Annotated in this window: 26 protein-coding genes and 1 tRNA gene; 1 reads left to right on the forward strand and 26 read right to left on the reverse strand. The window is 32.8% G+C overall.

Features of this window, described 5'->3' with window-relative positions:
• Positions 1 to 2: 2 nt before the first annotated feature.
• The 25 genes from mreC to N4A40_07330 all read right to left on the reverse strand — a co-directional run bounded on the left by mreC (position 3) and on the right by N4A40_07330 (position 21,743).
• Positions 3 to 848 (reverse strand): rod shape-determining protein MreC, encoded by an 846-nt coding sequence (gene mreC, locus N4A40_07210; protein ID MCT4661637.1) that lies wholly within the window; start codon positions 846 to 848, stop codon positions 3 to 5.
• A 5-nt stretch (positions 849 to 853) separates the two neighbouring features.
• The gene (locus tag N4A40_07215) at positions 854 to 1,876 is read right to left on the reverse strand and encodes a rod shape-determining protein (protein MCT4661638.1); all 1,023 of its coding nucleotides are present in this window, start codon (positions 1,874 to 1,876) and stop codon (positions 854 to 856) included.
• Between the two features lie 12 nt (positions 1,877 to 1,888).
• Positions 1,889 to 2,575, reverse strand: coding sequence for a DNA repair protein RadC (gene radC, locus N4A40_07220; GenBank protein MCT4661639.1), 687 nt, complete (start codon positions 2,573 to 2,575; stop codon positions 1,889 to 1,891).
• A gap of 31 nt (positions 2,576 to 2,606) precedes the next feature.
• Positions 2,607 to 3,185, reverse strand: a complete 579-nt coding sequence (locus N4A40_07225) for a Maf family protein (GenBank protein MCT4661640.1) — start codon at positions 3,183 to 3,185, stop codon at positions 2,607 to 2,609.
• Positions 3,186 to 3,416: 231 nt separating this feature from the next.
• Positions 3,417 to 4,244 (reverse strand): Fe-S cluster domain-containing protein, encoded by an 828-nt coding sequence (locus N4A40_07230; GenBank protein ID MCT4661641.1) that lies wholly within the window; start codon positions 4,242 to 4,244, stop codon positions 3,417 to 3,419.
• Between the two features lie 16 nt (positions 4,245 to 4,260).
• The gene (rsxA, locus tag N4A40_07235) at positions 4,261 to 4,842 is read right to left on the reverse strand and encodes an electron transport complex subunit RsxA (protein MCT4661642.1); all 582 of its coding nucleotides are present in this window, start codon (positions 4,840 to 4,842) and stop codon (positions 4,261 to 4,263) included.
• A 12-nt stretch (positions 4,843 to 4,854) separates the two neighbouring features.
• Positions 4,855 to 5,454, reverse strand: a complete 600-nt coding sequence (locus N4A40_07240; protein ID MCT4661643.1) for an electron transport complex subunit E — start codon at positions 5,452 to 5,454, stop codon at positions 4,855 to 4,857.
• Positions 5,455 to 5,475: 21 nt separating this feature from the next.
• On the reverse strand, positions 5,476 to 6,030 hold the full coding sequence (locus tag N4A40_07245; GenBank protein ID MCT4661644.1) for an RnfABCDGE type electron transport complex subunit G: 555 nt from the start codon (positions 6,028 to 6,030) through the stop codon (positions 5,476 to 5,478).
• Positions 6,023 to 6,970 carry an RnfABCDGE type electron transport complex subunit D gene (locus tag N4A40_07250; protein ID MCT4661645.1) on the reverse strand — a complete coding sequence of 316 codons (948 nt, stop codon included), beginning with the start codon at positions 6,968 to 6,970 and terminating at the stop codon, positions 6,023 to 6,025. The genes N4A40_07245 and N4A40_07250 overlap by 8 nt, the downstream gene beginning before the upstream one ends.
• 14 nt (positions 6,971 to 6,984) lie before the next feature.
• Complete coding sequence (gene rsxC, locus N4A40_07255; GenBank protein MCT4661646.1) at positions 6,985 to 8,310, reverse strand: electron transport complex subunit RsxC; 1,326 nt, start codon at positions 8,308 to 8,310, stop codon at positions 6,985 to 6,987.
• A gap of 292 nt (positions 8,311 to 8,602) precedes the next feature.
• Complete coding sequence (locus N4A40_07260) at positions 8,603 to 9,148, reverse strand: ATP-binding protein (GenBank protein MCT4661647.1); 546 nt, start codon at positions 9,146 to 9,148, stop codon at positions 8,603 to 8,605.
• Between the two features lies 1 nt (position 9,149).
• Positions 9,150 to 9,845 carry a PHP domain-containing protein gene (locus N4A40_07265; protein MCT4661648.1) on the reverse strand — a complete coding sequence of 232 codons (696 nt, stop codon included), beginning with the start codon at positions 9,843 to 9,845 and terminating at the stop codon, positions 9,150 to 9,152.
• Positions 9,846 to 10,181, reverse strand: a complete 336-nt coding sequence (locus N4A40_07270; protein MCT4661649.1) for a serine kinase — start codon at positions 10,179 to 10,181, stop codon at positions 9,846 to 9,848.
• Between the two features lie 9 nt (positions 10,182 to 10,190).
• Positions 10,191 to 11,429: a 4Fe-4S dicluster domain-containing protein gene (locus N4A40_07275; protein ID MCT4661650.1), complete on the reverse strand. Its 1,239-nt coding sequence runs from the start codon at positions 11,427 to 11,429 to the stop codon at positions 10,191 to 10,193.
• Between the two features lie 18 nt (positions 11,430 to 11,447).
• Entirely contained in the window at positions 11,448 to 11,876 is a 429-nt protein-coding gene (locus N4A40_07280) for an ATP-binding protein (protein MCT4661651.1), read from the reverse strand.
• Positions 11,876 to 12,244 carry a DRTGG domain-containing protein gene (locus tag N4A40_07285; GenBank protein ID MCT4661652.1) on the reverse strand — a complete coding sequence of 123 codons (369 nt, stop codon included), beginning with the start codon at positions 12,242 to 12,244 and terminating at the stop codon, positions 11,876 to 11,878. The genes N4A40_07280 and N4A40_07285 overlap by 1 nt, the downstream gene beginning before the upstream one ends.
• Before the next feature lie 96 nt (positions 12,245 to 12,340).
• Positions 12,341 to 13,273, reverse strand: a complete 933-nt coding sequence (locus N4A40_07290) for a DMT family transporter (GenBank protein ID MCT4661653.1) — start codon at positions 13,271 to 13,273, stop codon at positions 12,341 to 12,343.
• A gap of 104 nt (positions 13,274 to 13,377) precedes the next feature.
• A tRNA-Leu gene (locus N4A40_07295) sits at positions 13,378 to 13,464 on the reverse strand.
• 122 nt (positions 13,465 to 13,586) lie between these two features.
• Positions 13,587 to 15,269: an ABC transporter substrate-binding protein gene (locus N4A40_07300; protein MCT4661654.1), complete on the reverse strand. Its 1,683-nt coding sequence runs from the start codon at positions 15,267 to 15,269 to the stop codon at positions 13,587 to 13,589.
• A complete protein-coding gene (gene coaE / locus N4A40_07305; protein ID MCT4661655.1) occupies positions 15,269 to 15,895 on the reverse strand; it encodes a dephospho-CoA kinase in 627 nt (208 codons plus the stop codon). Before coaE ends, N4A40_07300 begins: the two co-directional genes overlap by 1 nt.
• Positions 15,882 to 18,224, reverse strand: a complete 2,343-nt coding sequence (gene polA, locus N4A40_07310; GenBank protein ID MCT4661656.1) for a DNA polymerase I — start codon at positions 18,222 to 18,224, stop codon at positions 15,882 to 15,884. The genes coaE and polA overlap by 14 nt, the downstream gene beginning before the upstream one ends.
• Before the next feature lie 142 nt (positions 18,225 to 18,366).
• Positions 18,367 to 19,068, reverse strand: a complete 702-nt coding sequence (locus N4A40_07315) for an SIMPL domain-containing protein (GenBank protein ID MCT4661657.1) — start codon at positions 19,066 to 19,068, stop codon at positions 18,367 to 18,369.
• A complete protein-coding gene (locus tag N4A40_07320; GenBank protein MCT4661658.1) occupies positions 19,052 to 20,350 on the reverse strand; it encodes a DUF4349 domain-containing protein in 1,299 nt (432 codons plus the stop codon). Before N4A40_07320 ends, N4A40_07315 begins: the two co-directional genes overlap by 17 nt.
• Before the next feature lie 20 nt (positions 20,351 to 20,370).
• A complete protein-coding gene (locus tag N4A40_07325) occupies positions 20,371 to 20,943 on the reverse strand; it encodes a sigma-70 family RNA polymerase sigma factor (protein ID MCT4661659.1) in 573 nt (190 codons plus the stop codon).
• Positions 20,944 to 21,014: 71 nt separating this feature from the next.
• Entirely contained in the window at positions 21,015 to 21,743 is a 729-nt protein-coding gene (locus tag N4A40_07330) for a hypothetical protein (protein ID MCT4661660.1), read from the reverse strand.
• 310 nt (positions 21,744 to 22,053) lie between these two features.
• Here N4A40_07330 and N4A40_07335 point away from each other — a divergent pair, with 310 nt between their 5' ends.
• Positions 22,054 to 22,959 carry a selenium metabolism-associated LysR family transcriptional regulator gene (locus N4A40_07335; GenBank protein ID MCT4661661.1) on the forward strand — a complete coding sequence of 302 codons (906 nt, stop codon included), beginning with the start codon at positions 22,054 to 22,056 and terminating at the stop codon, positions 22,957 to 22,959.
• A 28-nt stretch (positions 22,960 to 22,987) separates the two neighbouring features.
• Here the strand turns inward: N4A40_07335 and N4A40_07340 are convergent.
• Positions 22,988 to 23,871 (reverse strand): FGGY-family carbohydrate kinase (locus N4A40_07340; protein MCT4661662.1); only part of this gene is annotated, 884 nt, incomplete at its 5' end.

Genomic DNA, 23,871 nt, shown 5'->3' on the forward strand with positions numbered 1-23,871 from the left:
ATTTACTCTCCATCGTCATGTAGTACAATAACTTTGCTAATTTTCTTAAAATCTATCTGTGGTTTAACTTTAACGCTTTTGATGAGAGAATCATCACTCTTACTAATTTCAGCAATCTCACCTATATAAATGTTTTTGCGAAATACTCCACCAGTTCCAGATGTAACTAATTTATCACCAACAACTATATCTGCCTCACTGTCAAATAGATATCCACTAATAGTTTTCTCCAAACTTCCAGACAAAATCCCTTGATCTTCAGTCCTGACAACTCTAAAACTTACACTACTGCCATAATCAACTACAGCTATAACTCTAGACCAATTATCTCCAATTTCTACAACTCTACCAACAAGACCTTCAATTACTAGTTTTTCATCATATTGAACTGGTAACACTACCATATCATTCAACAAAACTCCATCTTGGCTCCCTTTGTTTATAGTAAAATTGTTAAACCAATTGCCAGGGTCTTTGCCAACAACTTCTGCATCTATATAATTATTTTCACTAGTCTTCGTTAATTCATACTCTCTTTTCAAATAATCTTTCTTAGAAATAATGTCTTTTATCAATCTATTTTCTTCTTCTAAAAACGCTATTTCTTTTTTTAAAGTTTCATTTTCTTTTTTTATATATGAGATACTTCCAACAGTATGAAGTGCATCTGATACAGATTGACTCATATTCTTGAAAAACGACTGAACTGTTACCAGTACGCCTCCAGTTTTATCTTCAACTACACTAGCATCTCTAGGCGAACCAGATGTAAAAATAATAATGACAAATAGCAAAAATATAGCCAGCCCTACGATGACTTTCTTAAAAAAGCCTTTTTGCAAATTCATCTAAATCACCATCTAGAATTTTTTGTATTTACTGCTACGTTCTTAAGCATTTTAAGATCTTCTACTGCTTTTCCTGTTCCCATAACTACACAATCTAGTGGCTCATCCGCTATTTGAACTTGTATACCAGTTTCTTCAGATATAATTTTATCAAGTCCGCTAAGCAAAGCACCACCACCTGTAAGCATTATACCTGCTCTAATGACATCCGCAGCCAATTCTGGTGGAGTTTTTTCCAAAGTAAATTTAATAGCCTCTACAATATTCGCAACAGGCTCGCTAAGAGCTTCTCGTATTTCATATGATGAAATTTCTATTGTCTTAGGTAATCCTGAAATCAAGTCTCTTCCTCGTATACTCATTTTCTGTTCTTTTATTTGAGAATGAGCTGATCCTATTTCTATTTTTATTTCCTCTGCAGTTCTAGAACCAATCATCAAACTATATGTCTTCTTTATAAAACTCACTATAGATTCATCTAGTTCATCTCCACCTACTCGGATTGATTTACTAGTAACTATTCCGCCTAGTGATATAACTGCAACTTCTGTAGTTCCACCACCAATGTCTACAACCATACTTCCTGTAGGCTCTTGAACTGGAAGCCCTGCTCCAATAGCAGCTGCCATTGGCTCTTCTATCAAATATGCTTCTCTCGCTCCTGCCTGCTGAGTCGCTTCTTCAACAGCTCTTCTTTCAACTTCAGTTACGCCAGAAGGAATACATACCATTACTCTTGGTCTTACAAATGCATTTTTTTGAAATGCCTTATTCATAAAGTATTTTATCATACTCTGCGTTACTCCAAAATCAGCTATAACACCTTCTTTAACAGGTCTAATCGCTGATATATTGCCAGGTGTTCTACCAATCATACTCTTAGCCTCTGCACCAACTGACAATACCTTTCCTGATTTAGAATCTATAGCGACTACCGAAGGTTCTCTAACTACAATTCCTTTTCCCTTTACATACACCAATGTATTTGCAGTTCCCAAATCAATTCCTATATCTTTTGTAAATAACATTTATTTTCCTCCTCAAATCAGACCCTCTTCTTTCATGCTATAATACTTAGCTTCGCCAATTATAACATGATCTAGAACATTTATGCCTAAAAGCTCTCCTGCTTCAAAAAGTCTGTGCGTTAAATTTATATCTTCTTTACTCGGTCTCGGGTCTCCACTTGGATGGTTATGAATCAATATTATAGATGCACTAGAATGCTTTATAGCCTCTATAAATACTTCTCTCGGATGAACTATAGATGTATTGAGACTCCCGATAGAAATATTCTTGACTTCCTGAACTACATTCTTAGTATTTAGCAATATTATATTAAAATATTCCTTAGTTTTAAATTTCAAATCATCCATCACAAGATAAGCTGCATCACATGGACATGTTATTTTTTTAGAATGATCTCGCTTTATAGAATTAAACCTTTTTGCTAATTCTACGGATGCTAAGATTTTACATGCTTTAGCATCTCCTATTCCATCAAACTGCATAAGTTGCTCATATCCAATATTTATGATGCTCTCTAATCCCTTATTTTCATTTAGTAAATCTCTAGAAACATCTAGTGCTGATCGCTTTACAGAGCCACTGCCTATAACTAATGCTATTAATTCTGCATTGCTCAAAAAATTAGCACCATATTCTCTTAATTTTTCTCTAGGTCTGTCATCAAATGGCAAATCTTTTATTCTCATATCAGAATACATCGAATCACTCCAATTTCTCAGACTTTATACCCTAAATTAAATAAAAATCATAAAACTTTTCTAACACTTCTGCTATTTTTTCTATCGGAAGTCCAACTACATTTGAATAGCTCCCATTTATTCTTTCTACCAAAAGTTCTCCTAGCCCCTGTATGCCATAGCTTCCAGCTTTATCAGCATACTCTTTTGTTTCTAAATATCTTTGAATCTTAGCATCAGTCAAATCTTTGAAATACACTTCTGTTTCAACATAATCTACATGTTTCTTCCCAGTAGATAAATTTATTAAACAAAAACCAGTTATAACACTATGTTTTTTCCCCGAAAGTTTATTTAGCATTAATTTCGCATCTTCATAGTTTTTTGGTTTTCCAAGTACTTCTTCATTTAATACAACAATTGTATCTGCACCTAAAACAATATCTTCTTCGTATTTATTAGCTACTTCATAAGCTTTTTGAAACGCAAGTCCCATAGCTATTTGCTCTGGCTTCTCATCTGTTCTAATAACTTCTTCTGACTCGCTTTTACAAATTTCTAACTCTATGGAGTATTTTTCTAAAATTTCTCTTCGCCTAGGTGATTGTGATGCCAATATTAATCTTCCCACAACTGCCTCCTCTAGTGTCTCTCTTTTTTAGCTACAGTTTTTCGTCTGCCGATATTTATGGACTCAGAATGTTTTAATACCAAAATACTGTAACTACCTAACATATTAAGTTTATCATTCCTATTTTGCTTTTACAAGATTTTTAATCGTGAAAAATATGTAAGAAGTTTTTTTGTCCTACAAATAATAAAAAAGCCACCTCTGTTTCCAGAAGTGACTCTCTAATAAATTTTATTTAACTTTAGGAATCATCTTACCAGTTTCCTTGTCAAAATGAGGTGTAATCGCTCCTGTAGGACATTTTTTCGCACATAGCATACAGTTTTTACATTTTTCATAATCAATAACTGCAAGGTTGTTTTCAAACGACATAGCATCAAATGGACAAGCTTTTACGCACATTTGACATCCTATACAACCATTAGCACAAGAATCCTTTACGTCCTTACCTCTATCTTTACTATTACAGTCTACAAATACTTTTTGCTTATAAGGCACTAATTCTATAATATGTTTTGGACAAGCACTTATGCATGCTCCACATGAAGTACATTTTTCTTCATTAATTTTTGCTATTCCATCTACCATTTCAATAGCATCAAATGCACATACATCTTTACATGTACCATATCCTAGACATCCATAATCACATGCTTTTTGTCCACCCTTTACATTAGCTGCTGCCTTACATTCTTTTATACCTTCATAAATCAATTTATCTTTGGCTATAGAACATGTCCCCTGACATTTAACTCTAGCAACTTTTTTATCAGCGCTTCCAGCTTCTACACCCATTATTTCTGCAATTTTTGCGGCACAATCAGCTCCGCCTACTGGACATGCATTTGCAGGTGCATCTCCTTTTGCTATAGCGCCAGCTAAACCATCACAGCCTGGATATCCACAAGCACCACAATTCGCACCAGGAAGTGCTCCTCTTATAGCTTCAACCTTTGGATCAACTTCTACTGCAAATTTCTTAGCCGCTACACCGAGAATGAGACCAAAAAGTAAACCCAATCCCGCTAAACATAAAATCGAATAGATTATAATTTCCACTTTTTTCTGCCTCCTTCTATACTAAGCCTGTAAAACCTAAAAATGCAATGGCCATAAGTCCTGCTGTAATAAGTGCTATTGGAAAACCTTCTAGCGACTCTGGTACATCAGCTAGTGCCAAACGCTCACGAATACCTGCAAATAAAACTATTACAAGTGTAAAACCAATAGCAGCTGCTACTGAATGTGCTACTAATTGAACTAAATTAAATCCTTCTTGAATATTTAATATAGAAAGACCCAATACTGCACAGTTTGTTGTTATAAGTGGCAAGTAAACACCTAACGCTTCATAAAGCGATGGACTTGCTTTTTTGATAAACATTTCTACAAATTGTACTAACGATGCTATAACAAGTATAAACACTATTGTCTGTAAGAATTCTAGACCTGCTGGTACTAATATTACTTTTTGTATGAAATAAGTCAACACTGATGACAATGCCATTACAAATGTAACTGCTGCACCCATACCAGCTGCTGTTTCTACCTTCTTAGATACACCTAGGAAGGGACAAATTCCAAGAAAGCGAACTAATATAAAGTTATTTACTAGAATCGCACTAATAATAATCTGAAATAATGATAATTCTGCCATTTCTCTGCCTCCCTACGCTTTTTTCTTTTTAGAAATCATATTAACTAAACCAATTAGTAATCCCAATGTCAAAAATGCACCAGGTGGTAATATCATTATAATAGCCGGTTGGAAACTAGCTCCGAAAACAGCATTTCCTAAAAATGTTCCAGCTCCTAATAACTCTCTTATAACACCAAGTACAGATAAAGACAATGTAAATCCAAGTCCCATTCCAAGTCCATCAATTATAGCATCACCAGGTTTAGCTTTTGATGCAAATGACTCCGCTCTACCAAGTATCAAACAGTTAACTACAATAAGTGGTAAAAATAAACCAAGTGCATTGTAAATTGGCAATGCATATGCATTTAGCATCATGCCTATCATAGTAACAAACGACGCTATTACTATTATAAATACCGGAATTCTTATTTTGTCTGGCACAACTTTTCTAATTAATGATATTACAAGGTTCGACCCTAAAAGAACTGCAGTAGTTGCAAGTCCCATAGCAAAACCATCTTTAGCAGTAGTAGTAACCGCTAGAGTTGGACACATTCCTAAAAGTTGTACAAATGTAGGATTGTCTTTAATCAATCCATTTTTTAATATATCTATTTTTTTGCTCATCGTTCCACCTCCTACCAAGTCCTATTTAAGATTTTCTTCAAAATAATTCAATGATTCATTCACTGCCAAAGCTACTGCTTTTGATGTTATAGTAGCTCCAGTAATAGCCTGAACTTCACTGTCTTTTTGTGGCTCTAACTTATTTATTTGAACCTTATCTGTTGAGTTTTTGCCTACAAATTTTGATTGAAAAGAATCCTTTTCAGCATTAGCTCCAAGACCTGGTGTTTCAGTATGTTTTAGAACTTTCATTCCTGTAATTTCTCCATCAGAACTGATTCCAGTCAATATTTCAAGTTTTCCGCCAAATCCATTAGATTTTGACTTTATAGTATATCCTGAAATAGAATCTCCACTCTTTCCAACATATACTTCGATTATATTTTCGTTGTCAACTACATCGACACTTTCAAAATTTTCAGCATTAGGCAATACAGCCAATCTAGCCTCTTGATTTGTTTTTATCTCAGCTTCTAGTATTTTAGGCGCTGTAATTTGATTTGTAAAACCCAGTACTAGAGCAGAAATAGCAGTGATAAATGCCAATTTAAGTCCTAACGTTATAGTATCACGCATGCTTTTTCACCTCGCTAACACCAAATACTTTTGGTCTTGTATATTTGTCTATAAGTGGTGCTGCTAAATTCATAAGTAATATAGAATAAGAAACACCTTCTGGATATCCACCATATAATCTTATTACAACTGTGAGAATACCACATCCAACAGCATATATTATCTGTCCTTTAGGACTAACTGGCGATGATGCATAGTCAGTTGCCATAAAAAATGCACCTAACATCAATCCACCTGCTAAAACTTGTGTAATCATTCCATTTAAACCTTGTCCTGCAACTAACATAAGTATAGCAACAGTTCCTATATACATAGTTGGTATTCTCCAAGAGATGATCTTTCTAAATATAAGATATACTCCGCCTAATATCAAAAGTATTGCTGATGTTTCTCCAATACATCCTGGAACGTTTCCAAGAAGTAATTCCTTAGCAGAAAACGTATACTCAAGTCCCTCTTTTAACTGGCCAAGAGGTGTAGCTGTAGTTACAGCATCTACGCCTGTGCTAATCCACTGTCCTGTCATGATAACTGGCCATGATGCTACTAGCATTGCTCTAGCTGCAAGTGCTGGGTTCATGAAGTTATGACCAAGTCCTCCAAACGCTTGCTTTACTATACCTACCGCAAATACAGAACCTATAACTGCTATCCACCATGGTGCAGATGCTGGTAAGTTAAATGCAAGTAACAATCCAGTAACAGCTGCACTTAAATCTCCAATTGTAACTGGTTGTTTTCTAAGTTTTTGAATCAAATATTCTGTCAATACTGCTGTTAATACCGACAATAATATCAATTTTGCTGCATTAAATCTAAAATAATATATACCAGCAAGAGTTGCTGGCAACAGTGCTATTAAAACATCAAGCATTATACTTCTCGTACTCTGTTTTGTTCGAATATGAGGTGAACTTGATGCAAATAAAATCTTATCCATAATTGTACCCCCTCTTATCTATTGCGTCGACGCGCTATTACTTCTCTTTTAGCCAATCTAATAGTCTCTACAAGTGGTCTTCTTGCTGGACATATATACGAACATGATCCGCATTCTATACAATCCGCTACATGCATAGACTCAGCTTCATCAATTAGATTCTTCATAGCATATTGACTCAAAAATAAAGGTTGAAGATGTACTGGACAAGCGTCTACACACTTACCACATCTAATACATGCTTCTGCTTGTGGTACTTTAGATTCTGATTCATCTAACATCAATATACCAGATGTACCTTTTATTACAGGTATATCATCCGTATACTGTGACAATCCCATCATTGGTCCACCCATGATAATTTTACCAATATTTTCTTTCGCTCCACCACATTGTTCAATAACCTCACTAAATGAAGTTCCTACTTTTACCAATAAGTTCTTAGGCTCTTTGACAGCACTACCTGTGATAGTAACTATTCGCTCTATTAATGGCATTCCTTTTGTTACAGCATCAGCTATAGCAGCGGCTGTTCCCACATTATCAACTACTGCTCCTGCATCCATTGGCAATCCGCCAGATGGAACTTCTCTTCCTGTAACAGCATTTATTATTCTCTTTTCATCCCCTTGAGGGTATTTAGGAATAAGTGATGCTACATGTACATTACTATATTTTTCAGATGCCTTTTTTATAGCTTCTATTGCATCAGGTTTATTTGTTTCTATTGCAATAAAACCTTCTTTAACACCCAAAATTTTCATTATAATTCTAAGACCTTCAACAACACGTTCTGGTGTTTCTAACATCAGTCTGTGATCTGCTGTCAAATATGGTTCACATTCTGCACCATTTAATATCACCACATCAATTGGCTTGTCTTTAGGTGGCGATAATTTGACATGGGTTGGGAAGCTTGCTCCACCCATACCAGTTATACCTGCTTCCTTTACTACTGCAAGTAATTCTTCTGCCGAAAGTGATTCCACTGATCCTTTTGGCTTTACACTTTCATGTAATTCATTTTTCCCATCTGATTCAATAAAAACTGCTTTTGCTTTACCAAGTGGTGTTTTAACATCTGCAACCTTCTTTACCTTTCCAGATACACTCGAATGAATATTCGCCGCAACAAAAGATTTAGCTTCTCCAATCATTTGTCCAACTTTTACTTCATCCATAACTTTTACCACTGGTTCGCAAGGCGCTCCAATATGCATATGCAATGGAATAACAACCATTTTAGGCTCATTTGCCTTTTCAACAGTTTTTGCCTCAGTTAAACTTTTAAAATGTGGCGGATGTATGCCACCTTTAAATGTTAACCCCTCTAGCTTCATACTTTTCACCTCGTCTTTTTTTCCTACTTTGCGTGGACATGTAAACACATCCTTTTTTCAAAATAGAATCCTTTTATTAATGACCCTTTTGCCATGATTCACACAAAAATCCTCTATACTAAAGCACAAAGGATTTTTAAGATAGTCCCCAATTCATGGCTATATTCAGAGACTTTCTTGATTTATAGAAGGGATATGATTTCATATCCAAACACAGAACCATTTTTATTGTATACAATATCCTTTTAAATTATATCACCTATTACATTCTCTCACAAGAGTTGATAGATAACTAACAATCTAGTAATTTATCTTCTTTTTCTTTCAAGTATTCCTTAATCCACATTAATATATCTACTTCACTTAAATCTTCGCATTCTAACACTCTTTTTATGTCTCTAGTATCTAATTCATAAAAATTTTCATTTATACTCCTTTTCAGTAACACATCGCAATTATATTGATTGCCAGCCAAACTAACTATAGTATTCACAAAATCACCAAGTGGTGGTAGATCTATATTGTTACGCTCAAACCAGACTTCTAATTTTGTTCCTTTTCCCAATTCTGAGCTTATACAAAAGCATCCTCCGCACCTCTCAGCAGTCGCTTTTAATAATGATAACCCCAGCCCTACTTTCCTAGTTGTTCTAGTTGTAAAAAAAGGATTTGTTGCACGTTCTAAAAGTTCTTCACTCATACCCGTTCCATCATCCTCAACTATAAGTTCTATTTTATTTTCAGCTATATTTTCTTTCCAAATAATTTTAACTAAATTCGCTTTTGCTTTAAACGAATTTTCTACTATATCAAGTATGTGAAGAGATAATTCTTTCATTTTAAAAACCTCCAAGCCATTTAAATACTGATTTTATAGTCTTGTCATCTATATTCATACAATTAATAGCTTCATTCATATCAACTAATCTATGAGCATCAGAATTAGAAATTATACGCATTTTTCGTTTATAAGTGCTATCATCTTCAGTTTTTGAATTTATTTCTATAAATGAAACCTTAGGACTTTCAGGCAAAAAACCTAATACATTTAGTATCCCATTTGATTTTCTATAAATGTGAGCATATCCCATTATCCCATCTAATTTTTTTACTATAGTATATATCTCATCTATACTAAATTTAGTGCTTGAAATAAGTAATTTGTCTAAATTTCCAATCACTTTATCCTCTTCATCCATCAATTGCTGTTTTCCAAAGAACTCTGTGCATGGCAAATCAGGTAATGATGAATACATTTCTTGTGCCATAATAAAAGCATTTTCAAAACTTTTAAAATAGCATAGCAAGTGCACACCTTCCCTTGATTCTACCTCCATTCCTGGAATTAGCAATATATCTTTTTCTTTTGCAAGCTCTTGAATCGCTTCTAAATTTCCGCTTTGGTTATGATCTGTAACTGCTATTATATCCAATCCTTTAAGCCATGCCATATTAACTATATTATTAGGTGTCATATCATCATCTGCACAAGGTGATAAAACAGAATGTATGTGTAGATCATAATAAACTTTCATCTAGACACCTTCTTCAGCTAGTACCTTCGCCAGTTCATATGCAGACATATCACTTTCAAATATAGGAATTCCAACTTCATTTGCCTTACTTATCGTCGCTTCTTCTACTTTCATCCCTTCTACAACTATTATTGCTGCAACTTCTAACAACGATGCTACAGCTATTATATTTAAATGAGTTTGTATAGTAAGCCATAATTGACCTTCTTTAGCTTTTCCCATCACTACGCTTAACAAATCTCCAATATAAACCCCTCTTAAATCAATATCCTTTGAAATTGCGTTGTCCGTAACTTCTTTTATATTACCTAGTTTCATAATAGATTCTAATTTCATAATAGCCCCCTATCTAAATTTACAATCTTCTATCTTGGCAAACCCTCTCACTATGTCTTCTGCAAACGCTCTACAGCTTGGTGCACCACAAGAACCACAGTCTAAACCTGGTAGCATCTTCACTATCTTGTCAAGCTCTTCAATCTTTTGCATAGCCTTCACTAGATTATCATCTAATGGCATTATTTCAATTGGAACTATTTCTTTATCCCAATGCATAAACCCTGATCTAAGCATCCTTAAAACTTGCTCCTCATCATATTTCAAATTTCCATGATTTATAACCTCTAAATGTTTCAATCGCCCAATAGCAATATAAGGATTCTCTATATTTAGAGCCCCTCCTACACATCCACCAACACAAGCTGATGCCTCTATATATTCAACACTATCTAGTTTACCCATTTCTACAGCTTCCAACACATCTATAACATTGAATATTCCATCTACCGCTACATATTTATGACTATTGATTGATTCACTTTGTCCACCTAAGAACGCCCATCTGACTCCCTCTAGGTTTCCTTTTCTATAAGAACTACTTTCATTTATAACTTTTAAATTTCTAACAAGATCTCCATATATGTCCTTAAATGAAACTGCTCCATCAAGTGCCGAATACCAAATTCCAAGTGGCCTTTTTACACTGGTAACTCTAGCTGTACATGGAGAAATATACACTATGCCTATATCTGAATCTTCACAATTCAATTCTTCTTTTAGTTCTCTTCTAATCATTCTACCGCCAATTTCAACTGTCGATTCTACCGTAACTAAGTTTTCTATCAGTTCTGGAAATCTCGCTTGAATAAGTCTAATAACCGCTGGACAATGAGATGATATAAGCGGTCCATCAATTTTTTTATTTCTAAGTTCATCTTTGACCATTATGCTAGCTAAATCAGCAAATACTGCTTCATCATAAACATAATCAAATCCCATATTCTTTATTGCCTCGAAAACTCTATCCATTTTCGTATTGTCTTCAAATTGACCATAAATCGTTATAGGTACTAAAGCTACCTTGTATTTAAAATCTTTTATAATATCTATATTATCTGTAACTGATTTTTGAGCATGATATGGGCACACACGTATGCATTCTCCGCAATCAATACATCTTTCTTTATCTATTATAGCTTTTCTATCCTTAACTCTTATTGCTTCCATCGGGCATCGTTGCATACAATTAGTGCATCCCATACATAATTTTTCGTCTAACACAACTGAATGAAAATACTGACTCATACGCATCCACCACCATTATCATAATTTGAATAACATTTTTAAAACCGTTCCCTCTTCACTAGACTTCAATTCCATATCATCAGTGCATCGCCTGATATTTGGTAACCCCATACCTGCTCCAAATCCCAATTCTCTGACCTGATCTGAAGCTGTTGAAAACCCTTCTGTCATTGCCAAAGGAATATCTTTTATGCCTGGCCCTTTATCAACAAATGATATATTTACTTCATCTTGACTAATAGATGCTTCCATAAAGCCGCCATCCGAATGAATTATAACATTTATTTCTGCCTCATAAGCAGCCACTGCAATTCGTCTTATCACTTTACTATTTAGTCCTAGCTGTTTTAGTACTCTTTTCAATTTGCTTGAAACTTCTCCCGCTGTATCAAAATTATTTGCCTCTATTTCATACGAAAATTTCATAGCATCACCGCTTTTAACCATTATCGCACAACCCCTTGAATATCAACACCCTCTAGTCCTTCTTGAAATAATTTACCACATGCAACATACATTATATCTTCCGTTCGCATAAGTACCAATTCATTGTCTATTGCGAGCTCTATCATTTCTTCTGTAGGATTCTTACCACGTACGAATACTATTGCATGTATTTCACTCATTTCTGCCGTCCTTATTACCTGAAGATTAGCAAGCCCAGTAAGCAATAGCGTTCCTTGATTGACAAACGCCAATACATCACTCATCAAGTCCGCTCCAAAAGCTGATTCGATTTCAATATCCAAATGATTTTCTCCAGTTAAAACTTCTGCCTGAAGAACTTTTTGTATCTCATTTAGCTTCATCTTCATAAAACATCTTCCTTTCATAAGTACTTTCTCATCTAAAATAAGTATTCGATTTTAATGAGTTGATATCCTTTTAAATATCAAAATTAACTAACCAAATCAAGAAACATCGCGCTTAGTTTCTACATTGGCTTTAATTTTTGATTTAACTTTTAATCCGTGTTCCACAATATAAATCGAAGCTAATACCAATATACTGCCGAGTATTTGCATGTAGCCAAGTCTTTCTTTAAAAACCAATACTCCTGCAACCATTGTAACTATAGGCATCAAATTTAGGTATATAGATGATTCGCTCGCTCCTATTTTAGCAACTGCAAAATTATAGCCCAAAAAAGCCATTGCACTACAAATTACACTCAAAAAAATTAGATTCAATATTATTACAAAATCTATTCGAGACCACAAAATTTCTTCTCCAAATGAAAATGGCAAAAAACAAAGAGCTCCAACTATCGACTGGTAACAAGTTATGGTAAGTGAGTCGTACTTGTAACTAAGTTTTTTCATAAACATTGCATATACAATCCAAGAAAAAATTGCACCAATCATCATTGCTAATCCTGTCAAAAATATACTACGATCCGCACCAATTCCTATTTCTTGATTTGAAACTATCAAGTATACTCCAAATATAGACAATACTACACCTATCCATTTGATCTTTGGAATAGCCACTTTATAAAATATAGCATCCGATATCATGGTGAATATTGGAATAGTTGCTATTAATATTCCCGCTATTGACGTTGGCAAATAAAGCATACTTGAATTTTCAAAATAAAAATACAAACTTATTCCAATAGCACCTACCGCTAAAAGATCTTTGTAGTCCTTACGTTCTATTTTTTGTTTATTCCCACTCATCTTCTTTACTACGACCAATATCGCACTAGCTATTAGAAACCTGACCGCACCTTGACTCATAGGCGGTATAACTTGAACCACCACTTTAATACTTAAAAATGAAACTCCCCATACAAAAATAGTTAAAAGCATAATAAAAATTGCCTTCTTCTTTATATTTTCCACAAAAGCACCCCCAATAATCATATATCTATATACTACACTTTTTCAAACAAATATCAATAGTATAAAAGGATAAAAAAAAAGCAAGGTCTCCCTTGCTAAAAATTTGGTGCGGATAACTGGACTCGAACCAGCACGGGATCACTCCCATAGCGCCCTCAACACTACGTGTCTGCCTATTCCACCATATCCGCTCATTTAACTTACTATATTATTTTAGCATATTATGTCAATTTGTCAATGCTTAGTTAAATTTTCGCTATCTTTAGACTTTTCAGTAATCTAGAAGAGGCTATGCTCCCCTAGATTACTGATTTTATTCCAAACCTATATTCCAAGTTATAATTTTCTCATAAATATCAAACATATTCGGATCAATACTTCCTCCAATTCTATCATCAACCAATATAACCCTATCCCTATAAGCTATAGGCGTTACTACTTGTTCATGAGTAATGAGCTTAAGTAATTCCTCAGTTCTTTGCTTTATTTCTTGACCATTTAGATTTTTTAATTCATTTAATCTGGTATCAATATCACTATTAGAATATCCTCCAAAATTCAAAGCACCTCTAGTTTTCACCAAATCATCATAATAATCGCTAATTGGCATATTTACTGTAGCAATTGCCATATCAAATTTTTGTGTCACTAAAGCTTCTTGAAATAACTCCATATCATCATATAAATTTACATTAATTAATATTCCTATAGCTTTAAGGTTTTTTTGTATAATTTCTATTTCTTTAAGTCTTATATCATCTTTCAAAGCTATCATATTAAACTTCAGAACTCTACTCCCCTTCGAATAGTACCCATCATCTCCTAGATTGTAGCCGTTTTCAATCATAACTTGATCAAAATTCGACAAATCATATTGATCATATAAAAAGCTCTGCCCTTCTGATTCTAATTTAGGATGTCTAAGTGTATGTGCTGATACTCCATGAGATAAAAATGACTTACGAACTATATCTTCCCTGTCAATTGCATTTGCAATAGCCAAGCGAATAGTATTTCCAATATCGCTCTTTAATATACTATTTTTATAATTATAAAATATCAAATCTATAGAAGTTCCAGAATAATCATATAGTTTTAATCTTTTATTCTCTACATATTTTCCCCAATCTAACTCATCAGTGACTGCCAAATCTGTTATCCCAGAAAGTACACTCGTTAGGAATGCATCTTTAGCAGACACAATTATTCCTTTTATATTTCTAATTTGAGGAATCCCTTCAAAATAATCTTCAAATGCAATTATAGAATACTCTTTTAAAACTTTATGCTCTTCAAGTTTATAAGGACCTGTACCATTCACCTTGAACTCATAATCATTAGTCATAATTTTGCTATAACTACTATTTTGATTTCTAAGTCCGTTCAATGTTGTTCTTCTATTAACTATTGGCAATGTTAATAGATAATCTGCATTGACATAATTCTTGTCAAATATCATTACAATCTCTTGATTATTTACTTTTTGAATTCTAAACTTAGAAGTCAAGCTAACAGATGTATCAAAAACAGCTTCAAATAGATCTTTATACCCACTTTTTTGATATTGACTTCTCATTAAATTATAAGAAAAAACTACATCATCTGCATTGAGATTACTGCCGTCATGCCACTTCACATTGCTCTTTAGTTTTATAGTGATTTTTTTACCATCTTCACTTTTTTCCACAGATTTCGCCAATTTATTTTCAAGATCAAAATCGCCATTATATTCACACAATCCCTGAAATATTAATTTGTTAAAATATATCAAGCTCTTATCTTTTACCATATAAGGATTTTTACTTTTCACATAGCTAATAGGCACTCTAAGATCAGTTTTTTCTAATATTTCATTTGAATTTTCATTTATTTCTACACCGTTCTGCGTTTTAATCTCTTTTTGTTCTAAATTATCTACATCCTGCATACCGCATCCTGTCAATGCTATAAATAGCATTGTAAATGTCGATATAATGAGTTTTTTCCTTAAATTCATCATTTCACCTCAATATCTAAGCGTTCTAATCCTCTGTCTATTTGCTGAAATAGAGTTTCTAAATTTCCATTATTATCTAAAACATAATCCGCTTTTTCACACTTTTCTTTACTACTCATCTGCGACTTTATTTTTTTAATCGCAAAATTTTCTGCTATACCATCTCTTTTCATTAACCTCTTTATTTGCTCTTTTTCATCTACATAAATCATCCAGATTTCATCAAATATTATACCCGCATCATTCAAATCTTCCAATACTTCAAACAGAAGAGGAACATCTACTATAACTACTGGATACTCCTCTAGAAAGAATTCTATAGTGCTTTTTATCTTTTCTCGAATTATAGGGTGCAATATATTATTTAAAACTCCTAGTTCTTCAGGATTATTAAATACTATATGCCCTAATTTATCTCTGTCAATGCTCAAATCTGCCGAGAGGATATTACTACTAAAGTGATTCACCACTGCAATATAACCTTCTTCTCCAAATTTTGTCACACTATGTGATATCTTATCTGCATCTACAATTGGATATCCTTTTTCTATTAGATAGCCTACTGCTGTAGATTTTCCTGACGCAATGTTCCCAGTTAATCCAATAATTCTACTATTTTGTCTCATACCAACTATCACCAGCCTTCATATCTACATCTAAAGGAATATCAAGTTTAAGAACTTGCTCCATTTCTTTTTTCAATAAATTCTGTACCACTTCGATTTCATCTTCGGTAGCATCTATTATCAATTCGTCATGAACTTGAAGTACCAACTTAGACTTTAAACCTTTTTCTTTCAGAGATTTATACACTTTAACCATGGCTAATTTTATTATATCTGCAGCACTTCCTTGTATAGGTGTATTTAAAGCTATTCTTTCTCCGAAACTCTGAATGTTTTTATTAGATGCACTCAATTCTGGAATATATCTTCTTCTTCCAAAAATAGTCTCAACATAACCTTGTTCTTTAGCTGTAGCTATAATCTCCCCCATATACTCATCGACTCTAGAATACAAATTCAAATAAGCATCAATATAAGTTTTAGCTTCTTTCAATGATATTTTGAGATCTCTAGATAAACCAAAATCACTGATTCCATAAACTATACCAAAATTGACAGCTTTAGCTACTCGTCTCTGATTATCTGTAACTGCATCTGGCTTTACAAAAAATACTTCTGCAGCTGTTTTGGTATGAATATCTTCATTTTCAAGATACGCCCTTTGTAAATTTTCATCTTTTGATATATGGGCTAAAACTCTGAGCTCGATTTGAGAATAATCTGCATCAACCAATTTTCGCCCCTCAGTCGGTACAAATACCTTTCTTATAAGTCGTCCCTCTTTCGTTCTGACAGGTATATTTTGTAGGTTTGGCTGAGTGCTACTAATCCTACCAGTAGTAGTTATTGCTTGATTAAACGATGAATGAATTTTGCCATTATCATCGATTAAATCTTGAAGTCCATCTACATACGTTGATACCAATTTAGAAAGCTTCCTATATTCGAGTATCATCGGAATTATTTCATGTTTATCAAGTAATTTATCTAATACTTCAGCATTAGTTGAGTATCCTGTTTTTGTTTTCTTTATTACAGGCAGTCCAATTTCTTCGAATAACACCTCGCCTAATTGTTTTGGAGAATTGATATTAAATTCTCGTCCAGCCAATAGATAAATACTTGATTTTAGCCCTATAATCACCGAACCAAATTCATCATTTAATTTTTTTAAACCCTCTCTATCAACACTGATTCCCTCATATTCCATATCTGCTAATACTTCTACTAGTGGCAATTCAATATCAAAATACAATTGTTCCATTCCCAAGTCTTTCATCTTTTCTTCTAATTTATCTTGAACTCTAGCTATTACACTTACATAGCTCACTAAGTATTTTTCAAGTTCTATATCTTCAATATCTCTATAACATTTTTTCTGTTTTCCCTTTCCAAGCAATTCTTCTTCACTAGATATTTTTTCATCCAAATAATTTTGAGCTATATAATCTATTCCATAATCATCAATAGATGGATCTAAAATATATGCAGCTATCATACTATCGCCCATTAGATTTACCACTTCTATATTCTCTTTTTTTAATAAAATCAGATCATCTTTAATATGATGCCCATACTTGCCAATACTCGAATTTACCATAAGTTTTTCAAACTCAGCATTACCTAAAACCAAACTAAAATCTGTATAGTACATAATTTCTAAATCATCTATTCCAAAAGCCATTGATACAGGAGTTCCATAATAAGCTTTTTCTCCATCATATAAACATTTAAAATAGATTTTTGACTGCACTTTGCTCAATACTTCACTTAGACTTTCTGCAGATTCTATTTTTTCTGTTCTTATTTTTTTCTTTCCTAGAACTTCATATTTATAATCGTCTAAATCCAACTTATAATTTAAGTCATTGTTCTCAAGTTCATTCAACTCTTCAATATTTTGGTATGATGAATTTAAAATTTTTATCTGATTATTTTCTTCTGCCTTCAATATGAACGTCTTAGTTATATCGTCTCTGTTTAAATAATTACTTTGTAGTTTATATCCTACATATTGATTATATTCTATAGAATGATTTACTTTATAATTCACTTCAAATAATTGATTTTCCCAGCTATTTTCAAGTTTTAATATTTCACTATCTAATATATATACCTTGTCATTTGACAATAGTAATTTTCCTGCTATTTTTTCTATTGAGCAGTCATCTATAAAGTACTTATCTATAAAGTTCTTCGTCTTTTCTGTATAATCTACTTCTCTGTTTTCTCCTACAAATATACAATGGCTTATATCAAACTTTTCCTTTAAATTCTCCATCATTTTGAAAAAATAGCGCTCAGCATATTCATTACTCTCGCTAAATGGTACAGATAATTTGGCTTTTTTCCAAATTAATTCAGGTGTTGCTAAAAATATTGAGTTCATAACATCCTCCAATTTAGTATTCTCTATATATTATAACTCATTTGAATCTATTTCTCAGTAGGATATACCATTTTACAAATTTATTTTACAAAAAAACTGCGAGTAATTCTAAACTAGAACCACTCGCAGTTTTTAAATACATTTAATAGTTGAAATTCATACTTACATTTGCTCTTATTTCTATCTGGCCTTGACTAATACTTGTCGATGCTGCATCTGCTGATTTTAGCATCATATTTTCATATCCTCTATATGGCGCTACATAAGATGCACTCTCTACTATGCTCGATGGAGTCGTTATAACCACACCTGCTGCTTTTGACATAGCACTTGCCTTCATCTTTGCACTTGAAATAGCTTTTGCAAGTGCTTGTAAGTAAAGTTCTTCACTTTTACTAGTTGTAAAGTTCACTTGACCTATTTGATTTGATCCAGCTTTGGTAGCATCATCTATTATTTTGCCTACTTTATCAATATCATCAACATCTACCTTAACTCTATTAACTACTCTATAAGCATAAAGCTCAGATTCTCTAGTCTTTTCATTATATTTTGTCAATGGATAAATACTATACTCTATAGTTTGTATATCTTTGTCTTCTAATCCATTTGCCTTAATTGACTTCATGACACTTGCCATTTTTTTAGCATTTTCTTCCTGTGCAATCTTAGTATCTTTGTTTTCTGTTTTTACACCGATTTCTATACTAGCTTGGTCTGGTTCCGCCCAAACACTTCCTTGACCTGAAACTGCAATAAAATTCGTATTTTCTGCTGCCATTGCTGGCATTACACTACCTAACATCATCACCATAATTAATAATACACTAGCTATCTTTTTCATTTTTTTTCCTCCTCTTAATTTTAAGCACTTTATTTTTAATAAATAAATAAACACTTCCAAACAAACCTATACCCAATATAATATATATAGCATTACTTGTTAAGAAAACAATAGCATTTTCTATATTTTTGAAAAGTTTATTCATTTCCAATATAAAACCGTCTTTTATTCTTTTTCCTAAGTTCTCATCTCTTTTTTCAATCTGTGGTTCAAGCGAACTGACTTCTTCTATAGAAACATCTAATCTTGAATACTGTACTTTGTCATCCCAGTTTTTAAGAGTTCCTTCAAGATGCTCTATATCAATTGCAAGTCTAGACATTTCAGCTTCTATCTTCAACAAGTCTTCAACTGTTTCCGCTCTTTGAAGTAGTTCTTTGTACCTATTATTCTGAGCTCTCATATTGTTTAGTCTTAGAGTCGTATCATAATATTCTTTTGTTATATCACGAGCATCGGTTTCTTCGTACACCACTTTTCCTAGTGTCTTTATAAATTCTACACATCCATCAAAGTGTTCCTTAGGTACTCGTATAGTAATCTCACTAGATTTCAATTTACCATTTGTGTAAGTTTCTTTATTCTCTATATATGCTCCATTTTCATTCAAATAATCCTCTATGATATTCATTTTCTCGTCATATGACTCTAATTTAATATTTATAGAACCACTTTTTATGATTTTTTTCTCTCTCTGTACTGATTTCGTTCTGATTCCCGTCTGAACTTCCATGCTATTTAGACTAGCTTCAGTAGCACCGAAGTCTGCTCCATATTTTGCAGATTCACTTGTATTTGCCATTTTCAGCTGTTCTGCATTTCCTACATCAAACCCTCTTGCCTTTTGTTCGTATGCTTCTGGCATTTCTTCGCTCGCCATTTCATACATTGTATCTCTATCTATATTATTGCGATTCATCATAGGATAACTAATTGCAACCAGCACAAGTGCTGCAGCAACTGAACTTAATGGCACTAATTTTCGCATCCATTTGTTCTTTTTGTTTGATTTCATTCTTTTATCGCTTAATTCATCTTTTGATTTCAATTCATTATTTGGCTTCAATTCTATAGATTCAAATTTTTCGCACAATGCCGAATGGTAATTTTCTGGAAGTTCCACTTCTTCTCGCGCTAACTCCAAAATTTCTAATGTAAACTCATATTCTTTTCTGCATTCCTCACACGACAATATATGCAAATCCATTTGCTTTTTCTTTATCTCATCTAATTCATTATCTATATATTCATCCAATAATTCTCTAAATTCATCGCATCTCATGATTTCTAACCTCCTTTCTCTTAAGTTTTATAATTTTGTCCACTATCTATTAGCCATTTTTTAAGTTTTTTCCTACCTCTATTAATTCTTGATTTTACAGTTCCCTTATTAGAAGATGTAATCTCTGCAATTTCATCATAACTAAATCCTTCTACATCTCTAAGTAAAATAACCGTTCTATGATCATCATCTAAACTATCTATGCCTTTCTTTATGAATTCTCTTGACAACTTATTTTCTAATGCTTTTTCTGGAGTCAAATTTTTGTCGATTAACTCCAATTTTTCGTTTCCATCCTCATAAGTTTCATTCAAACTAACAATTTGAGGTTTCTTTTTCTTTTTAAAATCCAATGCTGTATTCATAACTATTCTATAAAGCCACGTACTAAAACTTGATTGAAATTGAAATTTACTTATGTTCTTATACAACTTAATAAAAGCTTCTTGTGATGCATCTAAGGCATCTTGTTCATCTCTAAGTACTTTATAAGCAATATTATACGCTTTTTTCTCATAGCTCAATATCAGCTCTTCGAAAGCTTTCACGTGCCCTGATTGACTATCCTCAATCAAAATCCTCTCTCGGTCCACTTTTACACCTCCTTTTCATTTCCCTTTTCACATCTTTAGACGACTACTTTTAAAAAAAGTTCCCAAAAATATTATTTTTTTTCAAATTTAATACCATCTATCTCAATTTTTATATTGCCGTTTTGCCATTCACTAGGCACAAACTTCTCAATTACAACATAATTTTTTTTACTTTCCCATATATAACCTGCTTTTAATACGTTTCCTAAAGCTTCTGTTGATTGCATTTCATCGCCTAGTGCATTATAACTGCTCTCGTAAATAGCTCTACCTTCATTATCTAAGTAATAAACTTTTACGCTAAGAGAAATAATATCCTTGTCTCCTAAATTTCTTATCTTAAAGTTTACCCCAACAGGCGATTGTTCATTTGTTTCAATTCTCTCAGATTTTTCATCATATATTTTAATAAAATTTTGCTTATAATTTTCAGCACTAACCCATAAATTATAGTCCTCTTCTATTTCTGAAAAATCTCTCAATCTTTCATAGTACTGCAACTTTTTATTATCTGCTTCTAATTTTTCATTTATTTGTTTTAAACTTGTAAGTTTTTCTTCTATCTCATTTAGTTCTTTATTTTTTTCTGTCACAGTCATTTCAGCACTACCTAGTTGATCCTTTAAATTCTCTATTTCTAAATTCATATTCTCATTTTGCTTTTTTAGTTCTGATATTTTATTTTCGTGCTCTGACACTTGATTCACAGCAGATTGATACTCATTTGAAGGAACACAAGCTGTTAGTAACACTAGTCCTAAAGTAGCCAATATAGTCTTTTTTATAAAATATTTTTTCACCACAATCTCCTCCTTTTTTACATCTTCGCGATGTCTCTCTTTTCGTTTTTACCCCATTAGATTTGCAATTAACTATCATTACTCTATTTTAACAATTTTTTCCTTTAACCGTCAATATTCGTCTAATCTAGTTATAAATTAGATTTATAACACTTTTGTATATTATTATTAAATTTAATTTAACTTAGTTTACAATTCTTTTCATACAAGTATTCTCACCTTATAAATGTGTTATAATTAGTAGATGACAATTACGATTCAAAAGCTTGACTGCTGTACTTGTTAACTTTATATATTTGAAGGTGATTTTATGGATTTTAGACAATTAGAAACGTTTATAGAAGTTGTAAATTTGAAAAGCTTTTCAAAAGCTGCAGCCAAGATGTTTTTGACTCAACCAACTGTTACTAATCATATACAGGCATTGGAAAAAGAACTTGGTATGCCTCTATTTAATCGTTCTGGTAAAAAAATATCAACTACTGAAGCTGGTGAAATGCTTTACAATTACGCTATTGAAATAATTAATATGCGTGATGCTGCACATTTTAATATCAATAAATATCAAGGTAAAATTGAAGGTATTTTGGAAATTAGTTCAAGTACAATTCCCAAACAATATGTTTTACCTAAATTGTTAAAAGCTTTTACAAAAGACTTCCCTTATGTTGGGTTCGATATCAGCTCTGGTGATTCTAAAGATGTAATTCAAAGCATACTTGATGGCTATACCAATTTTGGAATAGTAGGAGCTAAGTATCCTTATAAATCATTAAATTACATAGATTTGATGGATGATGAATTAGTCTTAGTAACTGCTAATAATACTTCTAAATACCCTTGGCCTGCATATAGCGAAGTAGATTTTGAAGATATAAAAGGTCTGAATCTGATTCTTAGAGAAGAAGGTTCTGGAACTAGACTTCTAATTGAAGATGCTCTAAAGGAATCTGGACATTCTTTTTCAGATTTTAAAACTCATACTACTATAAGTAATAATGAAACTATAAAGCGTTTTATAGAATTAGATATGGGTGTTAGCTTCATATCAAAAGTTGCAGTTGAAAGAGAAACCGATTTAGGTGTTTTAAAACCAATATTTATCAAGAATTTAAATTTAAAACGAAAATTCTATTTCGTTTATCACTCTAATCGTTATCTTTCTCCACTATCAGAAACATTTAAAAACTTTATAATTGATCACATAGACCAATAAACAAAACGGATAATAATGAATTACATTATTATCCGTTTATTATTTCATATATATTTTTGTAAATAGGCTTAAGCCTTCCATACATCTGCTTGTATACCTTTTCGTAAAGCTCTTTATAAATTTCTGCCTCACCTGCTTCTGGATAAAAATAGTCTGTTTTTCGTACCATGTTTTTAACAGCATCTTCTGGACTCTCAAAATAACCCATTCCAGTAAACAATACCATCGCTGCACCAAGACCTGATGTCTCATGAGTTTGTACTCTATAAATTGGTCTATTTGCCATATTCGCAGAAATTTGACAAATCTCATCGCTTTGAGCCCCTCCACCTGATATTGCAATTTCTTCTATAGTATTTCCATTTCTACTTTCTATCATATTCAAACCATCTAATAGTGCGTATCCAATTCCCTCGACTATTGCCCTATAGATATGGTGTCTCGTATGTATTGCTCCAAATCCTATCATCGCGCCCTTTGCTTCCGGTCTCTTAAGTTCTGCACCCCAATACGGCTGTATTAATAGTCCATCAGAACCGGGTGGTATTGTTTTAAGTGCCTCATTTAGCAATATTTCAGGCTCTAAATTACGTTCTTTTGCTAACATAACTTCTTTTTGAGCAAATTCATTTTTAAACCACGAAACCATCCAATATCCACGTCTAACTTGAAATTCCGGATTGTATAGACCAGAAACAACTGAAGGATATGGTGGTATAAATTTAACAATTTCTTTATACCTATCCATTGTAGTTTGTATAGTAGTAGATGATCCTAACGATATACTAGCCGTATTTTGATTCATACAACCATTTCCGTATGTTTCACAACCTTTATCTGAACCTGATGCAATAACTGGTAATCCTTCTGGAATTCCAGTTTCTGAAGAAGCTTGCTTTGTAACATTTCCTA

Source organism: Tissierellales bacterium (assembly GCA_025210965.1).
In the GTDB taxonomy this organism is placed as follows: domain Bacteria; phylum Bacillota; class Clostridia; order Tissierellales; family JAOAQY01; genus JAOAQY01.

Excerpts from the sequence above, each read along its gene's own strand:
- N4A40_07260 (MCT4661647.1), bottom strand. The coding sequence starts at position 9,148 with ATGAAAGAATTATCTCTTCACATACTTGATATAGTAGAAAATTCGTTT.
- rsxA (MCT4661642.1), bottom strand. The coding sequence starts at position 4,842 with ATGGCAGAATTATCATTATTTCAGATTATTATTAGTGCGATTCTAGTA.
- N4A40_07265 (MCT4661648.1), bottom strand. The coding sequence starts at position 9,845 with ATGAAAGTTTATTATGATCTACACATACATTCTGTTTTATCACCTTGT.
- mreC (MCT4661637.1), bottom strand. The coding sequence starts at position 848 with ATGAATTTGCAAAAAGGCTTTTTTAAGAAAGTCATCGTAGGGCTGGCT.
- N4A40_07320 (MCT4661658.1), bottom strand. The coding sequence starts at position 20,350 with ATGAGATGCGATGAATTTAGAGAATTATTGGATGAATATATAGATAAT.
- radC (MCT4661639.1), bottom strand. The coding sequence starts at position 2,575 with ATGTATTCTGATATGAGAATAAAAGATTTGCCATTTGATGACAGACCT.
- N4A40_07335 (MCT4661661.1), top strand. The coding sequence starts at position 22,054 with ATGGATTTTAGACAATTAGAAACGTTTATAGAAGTTGTAAATTTGAAA.
- N4A40_07250 (MCT4661645.1), bottom strand. The coding sequence starts at position 6,970 with ATGGATAAGATTTTATTTGCATCAAGTTCACCTCATATTCGAACAAAA.
- N4A40_07245 (MCT4661644.1), bottom strand. The coding sequence starts at position 6,030 with ATGCGTGATACTATAACGTTAGGACTTAAATTGGCATTTATCACTGCT.
- N4A40_07215 (MCT4661638.1), bottom strand. The coding sequence starts at position 1,876 with ATGTTATTTACAAAAGATATAGGAATTGATTTGGGAACTGCAAATACA.
- N4A40_07285 (MCT4661652.1), bottom strand. The coding sequence starts at position 12,244 with ATGAAGATGAAGCTAAATGAGATACAAAAAGTTCTTCAGGCAGAAGTT.
- N4A40_07315 (MCT4661657.1), bottom strand. The coding sequence starts at position 19,068 with ATGAAAAAGATAGCTAGTGTATTATTAATTATGGTGATGATGTTAGGT.
- N4A40_07300 (MCT4661654.1), bottom strand. The coding sequence starts at position 15,269 with ATGAATTTAAGGAAAAAACTCATTATATCGACATTTACAATGCTATTT.
- N4A40_07270 (MCT4661649.1), bottom strand. The coding sequence starts at position 10,181 with ATGAAATTAGAATCTATTATGAAACTAGGTAATATAAAAGAAGTTACG.
- N4A40_07275 (MCT4661650.1), bottom strand. The coding sequence starts at position 11,429 with ATGAGTCAGTATTTTCATTCAGTTGTGTTAGACGAAAAATTATGTATG.
- rsxC (MCT4661646.1), bottom strand. The coding sequence starts at position 8,310 with ATGAAGCTAGAGGGGTTAACATTTAAAGGTGGCATACATCCGCCACAT.
- N4A40_07280 (MCT4661651.1), bottom strand. The coding sequence starts at position 11,876 with ATGGTTAAAAGCGGTGATGCTATGAAATTTTCGTATGAAATAGAGGCA.
- coaE (MCT4661655.1), bottom strand. The coding sequence starts at position 15,895 with ATGAGACAAAATAGTAGAATTATTGGATTAACTGGGAACATTGCGTCA.
- polA (MCT4661656.1), bottom strand. The coding sequence starts at position 18,224 with ATGAACTCAATATTTTTAGCAACACCTGAATTAATTTGGAAAAAAGCC.
- N4A40_07240 (MCT4661643.1), bottom strand. The coding sequence starts at position 5,454 with ATGAGCAAAAAAATAGATATATTAAAAAATGGATTGATTAAAGACAAT.